12 protein-coding genes are annotated in these 14,479 nt (G+C 71.9%); 10 read left to right on the top strand and 2 right to left on the bottom strand.

Annotated elements, in window-relative coordinates; all coding sequences use genetic code 11:
- The first annotated feature begins 24 nt into the window (after nt 1-24).
- Nucleotides 25-630, top strand: a complete 606-nt coding sequence (locus ACGFYY_RS19420) for a TetR/AcrR family transcriptional regulator (protein ID WP_393710814.1) — start codon at nt 25-27, stop codon at nt 628-630.
- Nucleotides 631-649: 19 nt separating this feature from the next.
- On the opposite strand, the gene ACGFYY_RS19415 is transcribed toward ACGFYY_RS19420, so the two are convergent.
- Nucleotides 650-1,525: a carbohydrate kinase gene (locus ACGFYY_RS19415; protein ID WP_393710812.1), complete on the bottom strand. Its 876-nt coding sequence runs from the start codon at nt 1,523-1,525 to the stop codon at nt 650-652.
- Nucleotides 1,526-1,658: 133 nt separating this feature from the next.
- Between ACGFYY_RS19415 and ACGFYY_RS19410 the strand changes: the two genes are divergently transcribed.
- A complete protein-coding gene (locus ACGFYY_RS19410) occupies nt 1,659-2,090 on the top strand; it encodes a Rieske (2Fe-2S) protein (RefSeq protein ID WP_365279602.1) in 432 nt (143 codons plus the stop codon).
- 74 nt (nt 2,091-2,164) lie between these two features.
- Here the strand turns inward: ACGFYY_RS19410 and ACGFYY_RS19405 are convergent, their stop codons facing one another.
- A complete protein-coding gene (locus ACGFYY_RS19405; RefSeq protein WP_393710809.1) occupies nt 2,165-3,097 on the bottom strand; it encodes a hypothetical protein in 933 nt (310 codons plus the stop codon).
- A gap of 228 nt (nt 3,098-3,325) precedes the next feature.
- Here ACGFYY_RS19405 and ACGFYY_RS19400 point away from each other — a divergent pair, with 228 nt between their 5' ends.
- The 8 genes from ACGFYY_RS19400 (at nt 3,326) to gap (ending at nt 14,433) form a co-directional block, all read left to right on the top strand.
- Nucleotides 3,326-3,934: a papain-like cysteine protease family protein gene (locus tag ACGFYY_RS19400; protein ID WP_393710807.1), complete on the top strand. Its 609-nt coding sequence runs from the start codon at nt 3,326-3,328 to the stop codon at nt 3,932-3,934.
- Between the two features lie 5 nt (nt 3,935-3,939).
- Nucleotides 3,940-4,746, top strand: a complete 807-nt coding sequence (locus ACGFYY_RS19395) for a hypothetical protein (RefSeq protein WP_393710920.1) — start codon at nt 3,940-3,942, stop codon at nt 4,744-4,746.
- Between the two features lie 325 nt (nt 4,747-5,071).
- Nucleotides 5,072-7,090, top strand: coding sequence for an excinuclease ABC subunit UvrC (gene uvrC, locus ACGFYY_RS19390; protein WP_393710805.1), 2,019 nt, complete (start codon nt 5,072-5,074; stop codon nt 7,088-7,090).
- The gene (gene rapZ / locus ACGFYY_RS19385; RefSeq protein ID WP_030009073.1) at nt 7,087-8,034 is read left to right on the top strand and encodes an RNase adapter RapZ; all 948 of its coding nucleotides are present in this window, start codon (nt 7,087-7,089) and stop codon (nt 8,032-8,034) included. The genes uvrC and rapZ overlap by 4 nt, the downstream gene beginning before the upstream one ends.
- Nucleotides 8,031-9,095 carry a uridine diphosphate-N-acetylglucosamine-binding protein YvcK gene (gene yvcK / locus ACGFYY_RS19380; RefSeq protein ID WP_030762466.1) on the top strand — a complete coding sequence of 355 codons (1,065 nt, stop codon included), beginning with the start codon at nt 8,031-8,033 and terminating at the stop codon, nt 9,093-9,095. Before rapZ ends, yvcK begins: the two co-directional genes overlap by 4 nt.
- The gene (gene whiA / locus ACGFYY_RS19375; RefSeq protein WP_030009075.1) at nt 9,086-10,081 is read left to right on the top strand and encodes a DNA-binding protein WhiA; all 996 of its coding nucleotides are present in this window, start codon (nt 9,086-9,088) and stop codon (nt 10,079-10,081) included. Before yvcK ends, whiA begins: the two co-directional genes overlap by 10 nt.
- 138 nt (nt 10,082-10,219) lie before the next feature.
- Complete coding sequence (locus ACGFYY_RS19370) at nt 10,220-13,192, top strand: M14 family zinc carboxypeptidase (protein WP_393710801.1); 2,973 nt, start codon at nt 10,220-10,222, stop codon at nt 13,190-13,192.
- A 233-nt stretch (nt 13,193-13,425) separates the two neighbouring features.
- A complete protein-coding gene (gap, locus tag ACGFYY_RS19365; RefSeq protein WP_030762471.1) occupies nt 13,426-14,433 on the top strand; it encodes a type I glyceraldehyde-3-phosphate dehydrogenase in 1,008 nt (335 codons plus the stop codon).
- The last annotated feature ends 46 nt before the right edge of the window (nt 14,434-14,479 follow it).

The raw sequence follows: 14,479 nt of genomic DNA, 5'->3' as shown, positions 1-14,479 counted from the left end.
CCCTGCTTCCGCTAGGGTGAGTGAATGCTCACCTCGAAGTCAAGCCGTCCCACCCCCGAGCGGCTGCTCGACGCCGCCGAGAAGCTGATGCGCACCAGCGGCCTGGCCAACGCCACCACCAAGGCCATCGCCCGCGAGGCCGGCTGCTCGGAGGCAGCGCTCTACAAGCACTTCGCGAACAAGGAGGAGCTGTTCGTCCGGGTCCTGATGGAACGCACCCCCAACGCGGGGCCGCTCATGGCCGCGCTCCAGGGAGGACCGGGGGAGCGGGGGGTCGAGGAGGATCTGACCGACATCGCCCGGAACGCCTCGCTCTTCTACGCCGACGCCATGCCCATGGCCGCCTCGCTCTTCGCCGAGCCCGCCCTGCTCACCCGCCACCGCGAGGGCGTCCAGGAGATCGGGGCCGGACCGCACGTCGTCCTGGACGCGCTGGCCGGGCGGCTGCGGCGCGAGCTCGACGCGGGCCGGCTGCGAGCGGACGCCGACCCGCGGGCCGCCGCGACCCTGTTGCTCGGCGCCTGCTTCCAGCGGGCCTTCTTCCTGCACTTCTCCGGGGCCCACGTGGTCCAGTCCGTCGAGGAGTTCGCCCCGGCCGTGGCCCGTACCCTCTGGGCGGCGCTGCGCTGATCGGAGCACCGCCCAGCCTTCAGAGTTCGGCCGCGTACGGGGGCTCCGCGCCCGCCCGGGTGCAGGTCAGGGCCGCCGCGTGGGCGGCGTGGGCCAAGACCTCAGGCCAGTCCACCGGGCTGCCCGGCGCGCGGGTGAGCCGGTGGAGCAGGGCGGCGTTGACGGTGTCGCCCGCGCCGATCGTGTCCACCACCGCCACCGGACGGGCCGCCGCCGCGTACTCCTCGCCCTCCCGGGTCCGGACCGTCAGGCCCGCCGCGCCCCGGGTCAGCACCACCGCCGACGGCCCGGCCGCCAGCCAGTCCTCGACCCGGCCGCCGAGCCAGGCCGCGTCCTCCTCCGACAGCTTGAGCACGCCGGTGTGCGGCAGCAGCCGCTCCAGGAAACGCGCGCGGTACGCCGCCGGGTCCGCGATCAGCGCCGGCCGGATGTTGGGGTCCAGCAGGGTCAGCACCCCGCGCCGGGACTCCCGGCGCAGCAAGGCCTCGTACGCGCTCGCGCCCGGTTCCAGGACGAGCGAGCAGGTGCCGAGCGCGAGGGCCCGTACCCCCTCGGGGAGGGCCGGCGGCAGCGTGAACAGGCGGTCCGCCGTGCCCTCGACGTAGAAGCCGTACGAGGCCGATCCGTCCGGGGCCAGCGAGGGCACGGCGAGCGTGGTCGGCTCCGGCCCGCGCTGGACCAGCGACAGGTCCACCCCGGCCGCCCGCAGCCCGGCCAGCAGACTCTCGCCGAAGCCGTCCGAGGAGACCCGGGAACAGAAGGCCACCTCGGCGCCGAGCCGCCCGAGCGCGAGCGCGGTGTTGTACGGTCCGCCGCCCGGCCGGGGCAGCAGCGCCCCGGGCGGCCGCGCGGCGGGCACCAGGTCGATGAGGGCTTCTCCGCCGACGACGATCACGCGGGGGAAGCTACCTCATGGGGCGCGGGTATCGTCGGGTGGGCCGGTGCCCCGGCCGGGTTCCGGCCCGCGCCCCGCACCCGCATCCCTTTCCCAGGTGCCCGCACCTCGCCCCGTAGCCCAGGAGAACCGCATGTCCGCGCCGCAGTCGCCCGCCCGCCGTACCGTCCTCAAGGGCGCCGCCGCGCTCGCCGGGGCCGCGGGCGCCGGAGCGACCCTCGCGGCCTGCTCCACCGAGACCGACAGCGGCGGCCACACCCCCGCCACCCCCACCGTGCCGGTGGACCTGGGCGCCGCGGCCGACGTCCCGGTGGGCGGCGCCAAGCTGTACCGGGAGAACAAGCTGATCGTCAGCTGCCCGGCGGAGGGCGAGTACAAGGCCTTCAGCGCCCAGTGCACGCACGCCGGCTGTGTCCTGGACAAGATCGTCGAGGGTGAGGGGAACTGCCCCTGCCACGGCAGCCGCTTCGACGTGAAGACCGGCAAGGTCCTGCGCGGTCCGGCCGCCGCCCCGCTGCCCGCGGTCCCGGTCCGGGCCGAGAACGGCAAGCTCGTCGCGGGCTGACCTCGCTGACACCACTGCCCCCGCTGTCCCGGGTGCCCCACATCCGCTCCCGGTGCCGTGCCCGGACGTCCCGCTCAGTCCCAGTCCCAGGCGATCCCGAGGATTCCGCGCCGCACCGACTGCTCCACCAGGTGCACCGCCCGGTGCCGGCCGCTGGGCGTCAGGTCCACCAGGCCGGTGCGCGGGGCCTCGGGCCCGCCCCGGGCGAAGCGCCGGCAGCGCACCGGCAGGGCCGCCTCGTCGAAGCTGATCTGGAGCATGTACTGGCCGCCGGCGTAGCTGAACCCGCGCACGTACTCGCCGCTACGGGGCCCGGTGCCGTCCTCGACCGCGTAGCCGAAGACGTGCGTGTCCCCGCGCCGTAGCCGCGCGTCGAAGAGCAGCTCCGCGACCACCACCCCGGACTCCGGGTGGCAGCGCACCCGGCCCGTGCGGCAGTTCTCGTACGCCGTCACGCGCATCCGGGACACATCGCAGCCGGGGTCGCCGTGGTGGACGGCGAGATAGCGGTCGACACCGTCGCGGTGTGCCCGGACGATCTGCTGCGACTCGCGGACCCGCAGCTCGCCCGCCGGTCCTATGCGGACCCGCTCGTGGTGGCCGACCGAGTGCAGCCCGCCGTCCGGCGGGAGGTCCATCCCGTCCAACAACCGCTCCACCGTCCCACCCATGCTGAACAGCGCCCGGTAGGAGCGGGTGGGCGGGCGCGCGGACCCGGGGCCGGGATCCTCGGCGGCCAGCAGGCGCAGGAGGGCGCCGTCGGGCAGTTCCAGGATCCGCTCCAGGGCGGTGACCGCCCGCAGCGACTCCGGGTGACGGGGCCGCCGGGCACCCTGCTGCCAGTAACTGAGGCTGGTGACACCCAGCTTGATGCCCTGCGCGGCGAGCCGGTGCTGCACCCGGTGCAGGGGAAGTCCGCGCGCGGCCAAGGCGGCACGCAGGGCGAGATGGAAAGGGCCGCCGCGCAGCAACCGGCCGAGTTCCGCCATGTCCTCGGTCGGTCGCATGGCGACTCCTTCGTGAACGTTCACACGGGTCGGCGCGGGGGATCGCGGCGGTGGCTCCGGGAGACCAGGTGACACGGCAGCAACCGTTCACACCGCAGCCCCACCGTTCACACAGCGATGTCACCGCGTATTGAAGCGTGTTGACCTGATCGCGACAACTGCCTGATGCTCCTGAACAGCGTCCGGACGCGCTCCTCCACCCCCCACACCCCACATGGGAGGAACGCGATGCGCAACCGAAACCGGCGGCATTCCCCAGCCGCCTGCCTCACCGCCATGCTCACCGCCCTGCTGTTCACCCTGCCCCTCGGCGCCGGCACCGCCGCCGCCGCCGAGGCCGGCACCGACTCCGCCCTCGCCACCAAGCGCCTGAACATCACCATGCAGGCGCAGCAGAAGACCAACTGGTGCTGGGCCGCCGGCGGCAACACCATCGCCACCTGGTTCGGCCGGAACTACAGCCAGAACCAGTTCTGCAACGCCGCCTTCAACCGTCAGCAGGGCAGCGACTGCCCCAACAACCAGGCCACCCTCGGCAACGTCCAGACCGGCCTGCGCTGGGCGGGAGTCAACCCCGGCTCGTACGTGACCGGCTGGCTCCAGTACTCCACCGTGCAGACCGAGATCAACGCCTCCCGGCCGGTCGAGACCCGGATCCAGTGGTCGAACGGCGGCGGCCACATGCACGTCCTCTACGGCTACGACACCGCGAACAACTGGGTCTACTGGGGTGACCCGTGGCCCTCCAGCGACCGCTACAACTGGGCCTCCCACGCCTGGTACGTCAACAACAGCACCTTCTCCTGGACCCACTCCCTCTACCGGATCGGGGCGTGACCGCCATGACCCTGCGCGCTTCGGCCGCCGCGGCCGTCCTCGCCGCCACCGCCACCGCCCTCCTCGCCCTCGCCCCGCAGGCCGCCGCGGACCCCGGCGGCCCGGCGCCGCAGCCCCGGGCCGCCACCGCCGAGAACAAGGCCGCCGCGGCGAAGGCGGCCACCGCCCCCGACACCCTGGCCACCCTCTCCCGCTTCTTCGCCCGGGAGGGGAAGGTCTCCCTCGCGGCCGCGCGGCCCCGGATCGAGGGCGAGCCGATACCGGTCAACCACCTCTCCCCTGAGTTCGTCGCGGGCAGAGCGGACGCGCCCGTCGCCCGCCTGGAATTCCTCGCCGGCAAGGCCGTCTCCTCCGACGGGCAGCAAGCCGTGCTGTGGACCGCGCCGACGGAGGCCGGGTGGGCGGTCGTCAACATCGCCACCGGCGACGACGAATTCCGCTACGCGCGGCTGGGCGCGGCGAAGCTACCCGGCGGGACGGTGTTCCGGGAGCCGCAGATCGACGCCTGGTACGTGGCCGGGGGCAGCAGGGTGCTGCCGCTGGACGAGGACGCGGTGCGGGCCGTGGGGGCGGGGGGCACGACGCTCGGCGCCTACCGGGCGCGGGTCGTCAAGGCCTACGGGGACAAGCTCCCCGGGTCCCCGTACGCCGAGCGGGGCGCGGCCGGCGGCTACGCGGAAGGCGCCGCGGGCGCCGGGACACCGGCCGGGGCCGGGGCCGTGGCCTTGGCCGGTGGCGCCGGGGCGCTCGCGCTGGGCGGGGGCGGTGTGCTGCTCGCCCTGCGGCGGCGCCGGGTCGTGGCCGCGGGGTAGCCCCCTCCGCACCCGCAGGGCCCGGTGACAGGGGGCCGGGCCCTGCGGGCGGCTCTCCCCGCCCCGCCCATTCGCCGTTTCCCGGCTCTGCCCGGACCCGCGCCTCAAACGCCGGCGGGGCTGAAGAATCCAGCCCGTACGGCGCCTGAGGACCGGAGCCGCGCAGAGCCCCGACCTTCAGCCCCGCCGGCGATCGAGGCGCGGGTCCGGGCGGAGCCCGGGGGTTCCGCGCAGCGCGACGGGGGCACGGCGGACCGCTCGGATTACGGATGCCGGCCCGGAGGGATACGGCCTGTTGTCGGTGCGCGCAAGTAGGGTGGTCGGCATGGCCGACCCTTCCAGCTATCGCCCCGAGCCGGGCCAGATCCCGGACTCACCGGGGGTCTACAAATTCCGCGACGAGCACCGCCGGGTGATCTACGTCGGGAAGGCCAAGAGCCTGCGCCAGCGCCTGGCCAGTTACTTCCAGGACATCGCCGGCCTGCACCCCCGTACCGCCACCATGGTGACCACGGCGGCCTCCGTCGAGTGGACCGTGGTGTCCACCGAGGTCGAGGCGCTCCAGCTGGAGTACTCGTGGATCAAGGAGTTCGATCCCCGGTTCAACGTCAAGTACCGGGACGACAAGAGCTACCCCTCCCTCGCCGTCACCCTGAACGAGGAGTACCCCCGGGTCCAGGTCATGCGGGGGCCCAAGAAGAAGGGCGTGCGGTACTTCGGCCCGTACGGGCACGCCTGGGCGATCCGCGAGACCGTCGACCTGATGCTCCGGGTCTTCCCGGTACGGACCTGCTCCGCGGGCGTGTTCAAGCGCTCCGCGCAGATCGGCCGCCCCTGCCTGCTCGGCTACATCGGGAAGTGCTCCGCCCCCTGCGTCGGCAAGGTCACCCCCGAGGAACACCGCGAACTGGCCGAGGACTTCTGCGACTTCATGGCCGGCCGCACCGGCACCTACCTCTCCCGACTGGAGAAGGAGATGCACATCGCGGCCGAGGACATGGAGTACGAGAAGGCCGCCCGGCTGCGCGACGACATCGGGGCCCTGCGCCGGGCGATGGAGAAGAACGCCGTCGTGCTCGCCGATGCCACCGACGCCGACCTGATCGCCGTGGCCGAGGACGAGCTCGAAGCCGCGGTGCAGATCTTCCACGTCCGCGGCGGCCGGGTCCGCGGCCAGCGCGGCTGGGTCACCGACAAGGTCGAGGCCGTCGACACCGCCGGGCTCGTCGAGCACGCCCTCCAGCAGCTGTACGGCGAGGAGAAGGGCGAGGCCGTGCCCAAGGAGGTGCTGGTCCCGGCCCTCCCCGAGGACACGCCGGCGCTGGGCCAGTGGCTCGCCGAGCGGCGAGGATCCCAGGTCAGTCTGCGGATACCGCAGCGCGGCGACAAGAAGGCCCTGATGGAGACCGTGCACCGCAACGCGCTCCAGTCCCTCGCCCTGCACAAGACCAAGCGCGCCGCCGACCTCACCACCCGCTCCCGGGCCCTGGAGGAGATCGCCGAGGCCCTGGACCTCGACAGCGCCCCGCTGCGCATCGAGTGCTTCGACATCTCCCACCTCCAGGGTGACGACGTCGTCGCGTCGATGGTCGTCTTCGAGGACGGGCTGGCCCGCAAGGGCGAGTACCGGCGCTTCCAGATCAAGACGTTCGAGGGGCAGGACGACGTCCGCTCCATGCACGAAGTAGTCTCCCGGCGCTTCCGCCGCTACCTCCAGGAGAAGCTGAAGACGGGGGAATGGGAGCCCGAGGAGGGCGAGGACGCCGCCGGAGCGGTCCCCGAGGACGACGGGCGGCCCAAGCGGTTCGCGTACCCGCCGCAGCTCGTCGTGGTCGACGGCGGACAGCCGCAGGTCGCCGCCGCCCAGCGGGCCCTGGAGGAGCTCGGGATCGACGACGTCGCCGTGTGCGGTCTGGCCAAGCGGCTGGAGGAGGTCTGGCTGCCCGGAGAGGACGACCCCGTCGTGCTGCCGCGCACCAGCGAAGGCCTCTACCTGCTCCAGCGGGTGCGTGACGAAGCACACCGGTTCGCCATCCAGTACCAGCGGAACAAGCGCGGCAAGCGCCTGAAATCCGGCCCGCTGGACGAGGTACCCGGCCTCGGCGAGAGCCGCAAGCACGCCCTGATCAAGCACTTCGGTTCGGTGAAGAAGCTGAGACAGGCGACAATCGACCAGATCTGCGAGGTCCCGGGCATAGGCCGTAAGACGGCCGAGACCGTGGCCGCGGCCCTCGCCCAGGCGGTTCCCGCCGGTCCTGCCGTCAACACGGCCACAGGAGAGATCATTGAGGATGAGACCCCCGCAGCAGCGGGAGCATCATCCGAACGGGGGACCGAGCAATGACCGAGCACGAGACCGCGCACGACCGAGACGGAGCACAGGTGAGTACGGGCACGACAGTGGAGCCCGGCGAGACCGCCGAGGCGGCCATCCCCGAGCTGGTGATCATCTCCGGCATGTCCGGGGCCGGCCGCAGTACGGCGGCGAAGTGTCTGGAGGACCTCGGCTGGTTCGTCGTCGACAACCTCCCGCCGGCCCTGATCCCGACCATGGTCGAGCTCGGCGCGCGCTCCCAGGGCAACGTGGCGCGCATCGCCGTCGTCGTCGACGTCCGCGGCCGCCAGTTCTTCGACGCCCTGCGCGAGTCCCTCGCCGACCTCGACAGCAAGGGCGTCACCCGCCGCATCGTCTTCCTGGAGTCCTCCGACGACGCGCTGGTCCGCCGCTTCGAGTCGGTCCGCCGCCCGCACCCGCTCCAGGGCGACGGGCGCATCACCGACGGCATCGCCGCCGAGCGCGACCTGCTGCGCGAGCTGCGCGGCGACGCCGACCTGGTGATCGACACCTCCAGCCTGAACGTGCACGAACTGCGCGCGAAGATGGACGCCCAGTTCGCCGGGGACGAGGAGCCCGAGCTGCGGGCCACCGTCATGTCCTTCGGCTACAAGTACGGCCTCCCCGTCGACGCCGACCTCGTCGTCGACTGCCGCTTCATCCCCAACCCGCACTGGGTCCCGGAGCTGCGCCCCTTCACAGGGCTCAACGAGGAGGTGTCGGGCTACGTCTTCAGCCAGCCCGGCGCCAAGGAGTTCCTCGACCGCTACACCGAGCTGCTCCAGCTGATCGCCACCGGCTACCGCCGTGAGGGCAAGCGGTACGTGACCATCGCGGTCGGCTGCACGGGCGGCAAGCACCGCAGCGTGGCCATGTCCGAGAAGCTCGCCGCCCGCCTCGCCTCCGAGGGAGTCGAGACCGTCGTCGTCCACCGGGACATGGGGCGCGAGTGACCGCACGGACCCCGCGGCTGAGCCGCCTGCGCCGCCTCACCCCGGGACGGGGCGAGGACGGCGGGGGCCGCTCCGGCCGCTCCGGCCGCAGACGCGGCGCCACGCCCAAGGTGGTGGCGCTCGGCGGCGGCCAAGGCCTGTCGGCCTCCCTCGCCGCCCTGCGCCGGATCACCGGTGACCTCACCGCCGTGGTCACCGTCGCCGACGACGGCGGCTCCAGCGGCCGGCTCCGGGAGGAGCTCGGCGTGCTCCCGCCCGGCGACCTGCGCAAGGCGCTGGCCGCGCTGTGCGGCGACGACGACTGGGGCCAGACCTGGGCCCGGGTCATCCAGCACCGCTTCCAGTCCGAGGGCGACCTGCACGGGCACGCCGTCGGCAACCTGCTGATCGTCGCCCTGTGGGAACAGCTCGGCGACCCCGTCCAGGCCCTCGACCTGGTCGGGAAGCTGCTCGGCGCACAGGGCCGGGTGCTGCCGATGTCGGCGGTACCGCTGGAGCTCCAGGCACTGGTCAGAGGGCACGACCCGGCCCGCCCCGAGGACGTGGACACCGTCCGCGGACAGGCCACGGTGGCGCTGACCCCGGGCGAGGTGCTCTCCGTACAGGTGGTGCCCAGCGACCCGCCGGCCGTGCCGGAGGCCGTCGCCGCGGTCCTGGACGCCGACTGGGTGGTGCTCGGTCCGGGGTCCTGGTTCTCCTCGGTCATTCCGCACCTGTTGGTGCCGGAACTGCTGGACGCGCTCATGGAGACGAAGGCCCGGCGGGTGCTCTCGCTGAACCTCGCGCCGCAGCCCGGCGAAACAGAGGGCTTCTCTCCGCAGCGTCATTTGGAGGTTTTGGCCCGACACGCCCCTAAACTCGCCCTGGACGTGGTGCTGGCCGACGAGGCCGCCGTGCCCGACCGCGAGTCCCTCGCCGATGCCGCGAAACGGTTCGGTGCCGCGGTCGAGCTGGCGCCCGTGGCCAGGCAGGACGGCTCTCCGAAGCACGATCCGGAGCTGCTGGCCGCCGCGTACGACCGTATTTTTCGGATGCATGGAAGGATCGGCCCATGGCGATGACGCCTGCGGTGAAGGATGAGATCTCCCGCCTGCCTGTCACCCGGACCTGCTGCAGGAAGGCGGAGGTCTCGGCGATCCTTCGGTTCGCGGGCGGGCTGCACCTGGTGAGCGGCCGCATCGTCATCGAGGCGGAGCTGGACACGGGGATCGCCGCCAGACGCCTGCGCAAGGACATCCTGGAGATCTTCGGCCATTCCTCGGACCTGGTCGTGATGGCCCCGGGCGGACTGCGGCGCGGCAGCCGCTACGTGGTCCGCGTCGTGGCCGGCGGCGACCAGCTGGCACGCCAGACGGGCCTCGTGGACGGTCGCGGCCGCCCCATCCGGGGTCTTCCCCCGCAGGTGGTCTCAGGGGCCACCTGTGACGCGGAGGCGGCCTGGCGCGGCGCCTTCCTGGCCCACGGCTCGCTCACCGAGCCGGGCCGGTCCTCCTCCCTGGAGGTCACCTGCCCCGGCCCGGAGGCCGCCCTGGCCCTGGTGGGCGCCGCCCGCAGGCTGTCCATCGCCGCCAAGGCGCGCGAGGTGCGCGGAGTGGACCGGGTCGTGGTCCGCGACGGCGACGCGATCGGCGCCCTGCTGACCAGGCTCGGCGCGCACGAGTCGGTGCTGGCCTGGGAGGAGCGGCGGATGCGGCGCGAGGTGCGCGCCACCGCCAACCGCCTGGCCAACTTCGACGACGCCAACCTGCGCCGCTCGGCGCGGGCCGCGGTGGCCGCCGGAGCCCGCGTGCAGCGCGCGCTGGAGATCCTCGGCGAGGAGGTTCCCGAGCACCTGGCCGCGGCCGGCCGGCTGCGCATGGAGCACAAGCAGGCCTCCCTGGAGGAGCTGGGCGCGCTCGCCGACCCGCCGCTGACCAAGGACGCGGTCGCCGGCCGGATCCGCCGCCTGCTGGCGATGGCCGACAAGCGGGCCCAGGACCTCGGCATCCCGGGCACCGAGTCGAACCTCGACCTCAGCGAGGAGATGGCCGACAACATGGCCGGTTAGCTCGTCCGGTACGGCTGAAGGGGCTCGCGCGATCACTCGTGCGGGCCCCTTTGCCGCACGCCCCATTGACATGAGCATGGGCCGGTCTTGAGTCTGGCGTCCGAACGCTTTCGTGGCAGACGACGCCCAGGGGGGCACATGAGTCACCGCGCGAGATCGATCCTCGCCGCAAGCGCACTCGTCTTCGGAACCACACTCGCCGTGCTACCCGCCGCGGCGCAGGCTCAGCCGGTTCCCGGCTCCGCCTCCGGCTCCGCATCCGGAGCCGACGAGGTACGGGTCTACGACGCCGACATCACCCGGGAACAGGTCCCGCTCGTCCTCGCCGCGGGGCAGGACGCGCACGAGCTCACCGAGCGGGCCCCGGAGACCGGGACGGCCCGGGTCGAACTCTTCCTCAGCGGCGCCCAGGCCGAGGAACTGGCCGCCCAAGGCGTCAAGCTGGCCGAGCGCAAGGTTCCCGCCCAGGGTCTCGCCCGTGCCGAGGCCGCCGGGGACGGTGTGTTCCGCCCGTACAGCGGCAAGGGCGGCCTCCAGGAGGAGATCCTGCGGACCGCGCAGGAGAACCCGGGGCTCACCAAGGTCGTCTCCATCGGCAAGACCGTCCAGGGCAAGGACATCCTCGCCCTGAAGGTCAGCAAGAACGCCAGGAAGACCAAGGACGGTGACAAGCCGTCGGTCCTCTACATGTCCAACCAGCACGCCCGTGAGTGGATCACCCCCGAGATGACCCGGCGGCTGATGCACCACACCCTCGACAACTACGGCAAGGACGAGCGGATCACCAAGCTGGTGGACTCCAGCGAGCTGTGGTTCCTGCTCTCCGCCAACCCGGACGGGTACGACTACACGCACGCGGCCGACGGTCAGCGGCTGTGGCGCAAGAACCTGCGCGACAACAACGGCGACGGGAAGACCGGCCCCGGCGACGGGGTCGACCTCAACCGCAACTTCGCCTTCAAGTGGGGCTACGACAACGAGGGGTCCTCGCCGGACCGGGCGAACGAGACCTACCGCGGCCCGAGCGCCTCCTCCGAGCCCGAGACCGTCGCCCTCGACCGCTTCGAGAAGCGCATCGGCTTCGAGTACGCCGTCAACTACCACTCCGCCGCCGAGCTGATCCTCTACGGCGTGGGCTGGCAGGTCGCCACCCCCACCCCCGACGACGTCGCCTACAAGGCGCTCGCCGGCACCCCGGAGAACCCGGCCGTCCCGGGCTACTACCCGCAGGTCTCCTCCGAGCTCTACACCACCAACGGCGAGGCCGACGGCCACGCCTCCAACGTCAACGGCATCATGATGTTCACGCCGGAGATGACCACCTGCCAGACCGCCTCGGCGAGCGACCCGAACGACCGGTGGAAGCCCGAGGACTGCGCCTCCGGCTTCAACTTCCCGGACGACGAGAAGCTCATCCAGGCCGAGTTCGCCAAGAACATCCCCTTCGCCCTCTCCGTCGGCGAGAGCGCCGCGACCCCGGACCGGCCGAAGTCCTCGTTGGGCCTGAGCGCCGCCGACTTCACCGTCGACGCCTTCGCCACCTCCTACGTCGCCCGCGGCGAGGACCAGACGGTCTCCGTCACGGCCCGCAAGGCGCTGAAGGACAAGGAGCTCAACTTCCGGATCAACGGCGGCCGCACGCACGACGAGGACCTCAAGGCCTGGAAGGGCGGCGAGGTCTACGGCGGCGACGACAACAACTGGTTCGACGAGTACCGCGCCGAGGTCGACGGCGCGAAGCCCGGCGACAAGGTCGAGGTCTGGTTCACCGGCCGCGACCGCTCCGGCAAGCAGATCTCCAGCGAGCACTTCACGTACACGGTGGCCGAGCGGCCGCGCGCGGACGTCCTGGTGATCGCGGAAGAGGGGGCCAAGGCCCAGCACGCCCAGACCTACGTCGACGCCCTGCGCGCCAACGGCAAGTCGGCGGCGGTCTGGGACGTGGCCGTCCAGGGCGCCCCGCACCACCTCGGGGTCCTCTCCCACTTCGGCACGGCCGTCCACTACACGGGGGCCAAGACCCCGGGCGGCGACACGCAGTTGGCGGTGCGCGACTTCCTGAACGAGGGCGGCAAACTGATCGAGGCCGGTGAGCTGGCAGGCGGCAACGCCCAGGTCGGCCGCGCCGTGACCAACGACTTCAGCCAGTACTGGCTCGGCGCGTACAGCCGGACGAGCACCCCCGGCGCCACCGGCTTCGCCGGCGCCGGCGCCCTGAACGGGTCGCGGGGCGCCGTCGGGGACGCCGCGGGCAACCCGCTCAACGCTCCCGGCGGGTACACCGTGACCTCCGAGACCCTGGCGCCCGCGGGGTTCCCGCAGTTCAAGAGCGCCCAGGCGGGAGCCTTCACCGGGGTCGTGAACCCCTACGCCCCCTACGCCGGCACCGGCATGGCCGCGGCTCTGCACACCGACGACGACTGGAAGCGCCTCGTGCGCACGATCGACCTCACCGGGGTCACCGCGGCCGACCGGCCGCAGCTGAAGCTGGCGCTCAACTGGAACGTCGAGGAGGGCTACGACCACGCCGCGCTGGAGGCCCGGACCGCCGGCGGCGACGACTGGACCACCCTGCCGGACACGGGCGGTCTGAGCAGCTCGACCGTACCGGAGGAGTGCGCGGCCGGCTTCTTCGTCAACGGCCACCCGTTCCTGCGCCACTACCTCACGCTCGACGCCGCCGGCTGCACCCCGCAGGGCACCAGCGGTACGTGGAACAGCTTCACCGGATCCTCCGGCGGCTGGAAGCAGGTCTCCTTCGACCTGAGCGCCTACGCCGGCAGGACCGTCGAACTCTCCCTCTCCTACATCACCGACCCGGGCTCGGGCGGCCGCGGCGTCTTCGCGGACGAGGCGCGCCTCTCCGTACGGGGAGCGGACCAGCCCGTCGAGGGCTTCGAGACGTCCCTCGGCGCCTGGGCGGCGCAGGCCGCACCGGCCGGAAGCCCCGAAGTGCCCGGCGACTGGGCCCGGTCCGGGGAACTGTTCAAGTCCTACGCGGCGGTCACCACACGTGACACGGTGTTGCTGGGCTTCGGCCTGGAGCACATGTCCACCGCGGCGGACCGCGCCCTACTCGTCGGTAAGGCGCTGCGCACGCTGCACCGCTGATCGGAGCCCCGGCCGTCACTCACCCTGAGTGACGGGGACCGAAGTCCGCGGGTCCTGTTCCGGAGTGTCCGGAACAGGACCCGTGCGGGAGTACCCCCGGGAAGTAGGGGGAGTGTCAGGCCCCGACCGATGTCACCCAAAAGCTCACGGAGAGGTAGGGTCGTAAGCGGTCGGGGACATCCCATTTCAACTCGCCGGCGCTCTTACCGGCGCACCAACGAGGAGATCGGTTCGTGACGATCCGCGTAGGCATCAATGGTTTTGGTCGAATTGGCCGCAACTACTTTCGGGCGCTCCTGGAGCAGGGAGCGGACATCGAGATCGTCGGTGTCAACGACCTGACTGACAACGCCACCCTGGTGCACCTTCTCAAGTACGACACCATCCTGGGACGCCTCAAGGCCGAGGTCTCCCACACCGACGACACCATCACGGTCGGCGGCAACACCTTCAAGACCTTCGCCGAGCGCGACCCCGCGAACCTGCCCTGGGGCGAGCTGGGCGCCGATATTGTCATCGAGTCGACCGGCATCTTCACGAAGAAGGCCGACGCCGCCAAGCACATCGCGGCCGGCGCGAAGAAGGTCCTCATCTCGGCTCCGGCCAAGGACGAGGACATCACCATCGTGATGGGCGTCAACCAGGACAAGTACGACGCGGCCAACCACCACGTCATCTCCAACGCCTCCTGCACCACCAACTGTGTGGCGCCGATGGCCAAGGTCCTCGACGAGAACTTCGGCATCGTCAAGGGCATGATGACGACGGTCCACGCGTACACGAACGACCAGCGCATCCTGGACTTCCCGCACTCGGACCTGCGTCGCGCCCGCGCCGCGGCCGAGAACATCATCCCGACCTCCACCGGTGCCGCCAAGGCCACCGCGCTGGTCCTCCCGCAGCTCAAGGGCAAGCTCGACGGCATCGCGATGCGCGTCCCGGTCCCGACCGGCTCGGTCACCGACCTGGTGCTGGAGCTCTCCCGTGAGACCACGGTGGAAGAGATCAACGCGGCCTTCCAGAAGGCTTCGGAGGGGCAGCTCAAGGGCATCCTCGACTACACCGAGGACGCGATCGTCTCTTCCGACATCGTGAACTGGCCCGCGTCCTGCACCTTCGACTCCTCCCTGACCATGGTTCAGGACGGCACGCAGGTCAAGGTCGTCGGTTGGTACGACAACGAGTGGGGCTACTCCAACCGTCTCGTCGACCTCACCGTCTTCGTCGGCGGTCAGCTCTAAAAACGTAGGGCAAGGCACCACGATGTGAAGCTCAGGGTCCGAGCAG

Source organism: Streptomyces sp. NPDC048331 (genome assembly GCF_043201215.1).
Classification (GTDB): domain Bacteria; phylum Actinomycetota; class Actinomycetes; order Streptomycetales; family Streptomycetaceae; genus Streptomyces.
The sequence above is the reverse complement of the archived record's forward strand: the minus strand, read 5'-3'. Positions and strand labels throughout refer to the sequence as shown.

Bases quoted from the DNA above. Each gene is read 5' to 3' on its own strand.
- ACGFYY_RS19420 (WP_393710814.1), top strand. From the start codon at position 25: ATGCTCACCTCGAAGTCAAGCCGTCCCACCCCCGAGCGGCTGCTCGAC.
- ACGFYY_RS19410 (WP_365279602.1), top strand. From the start codon at position 1,659: ATGTCCGCGCCGCAGTCGCCCGCCCGCCGTACCGTCCTCAAGGGCGCC.
- ACGFYY_RS19405 (WP_393710809.1), bottom strand. From the start codon at position 3,097: ATGCGACCGACCGAGGACATGGCGGAACTCGGCCGGTTGCTGCGCGGC.
- ACGFYY_RS19400 (WP_393710807.1), top strand. From the start codon at position 3,326: ATGCGCAACCGAAACCGGCGGCATTCCCCAGCCGCCTGCCTCACCGCC.
- ACGFYY_RS19395 (WP_393710920.1), top strand. From the start codon at position 3,940: ATGACCCTGCGCGCTTCGGCCGCCGCGGCCGTCCTCGCCGCCACCGCC.
- uvrC (WP_393710805.1), top strand. From the start codon at position 5,072: ATGGCCGACCCTTCCAGCTATCGCCCCGAGCCGGGCCAGATCCCGGAC.
- rapZ (WP_030009073.1), top strand. From the start codon at position 7,087: ATGACCGAGCACGAGACCGCGCACGACCGAGACGGAGCACAGGTGAGT.
- whiA (WP_030009075.1), top strand. From the start codon at position 9,086: ATGGCGATGACGCCTGCGGTGAAGGATGAGATCTCCCGCCTGCCTGTC.
- ACGFYY_RS19370 (WP_393710801.1), top strand. From the start codon at position 10,220: ATGAGTCACCGCGCGAGATCGATCCTCGCCGCAAGCGCACTCGTCTTC.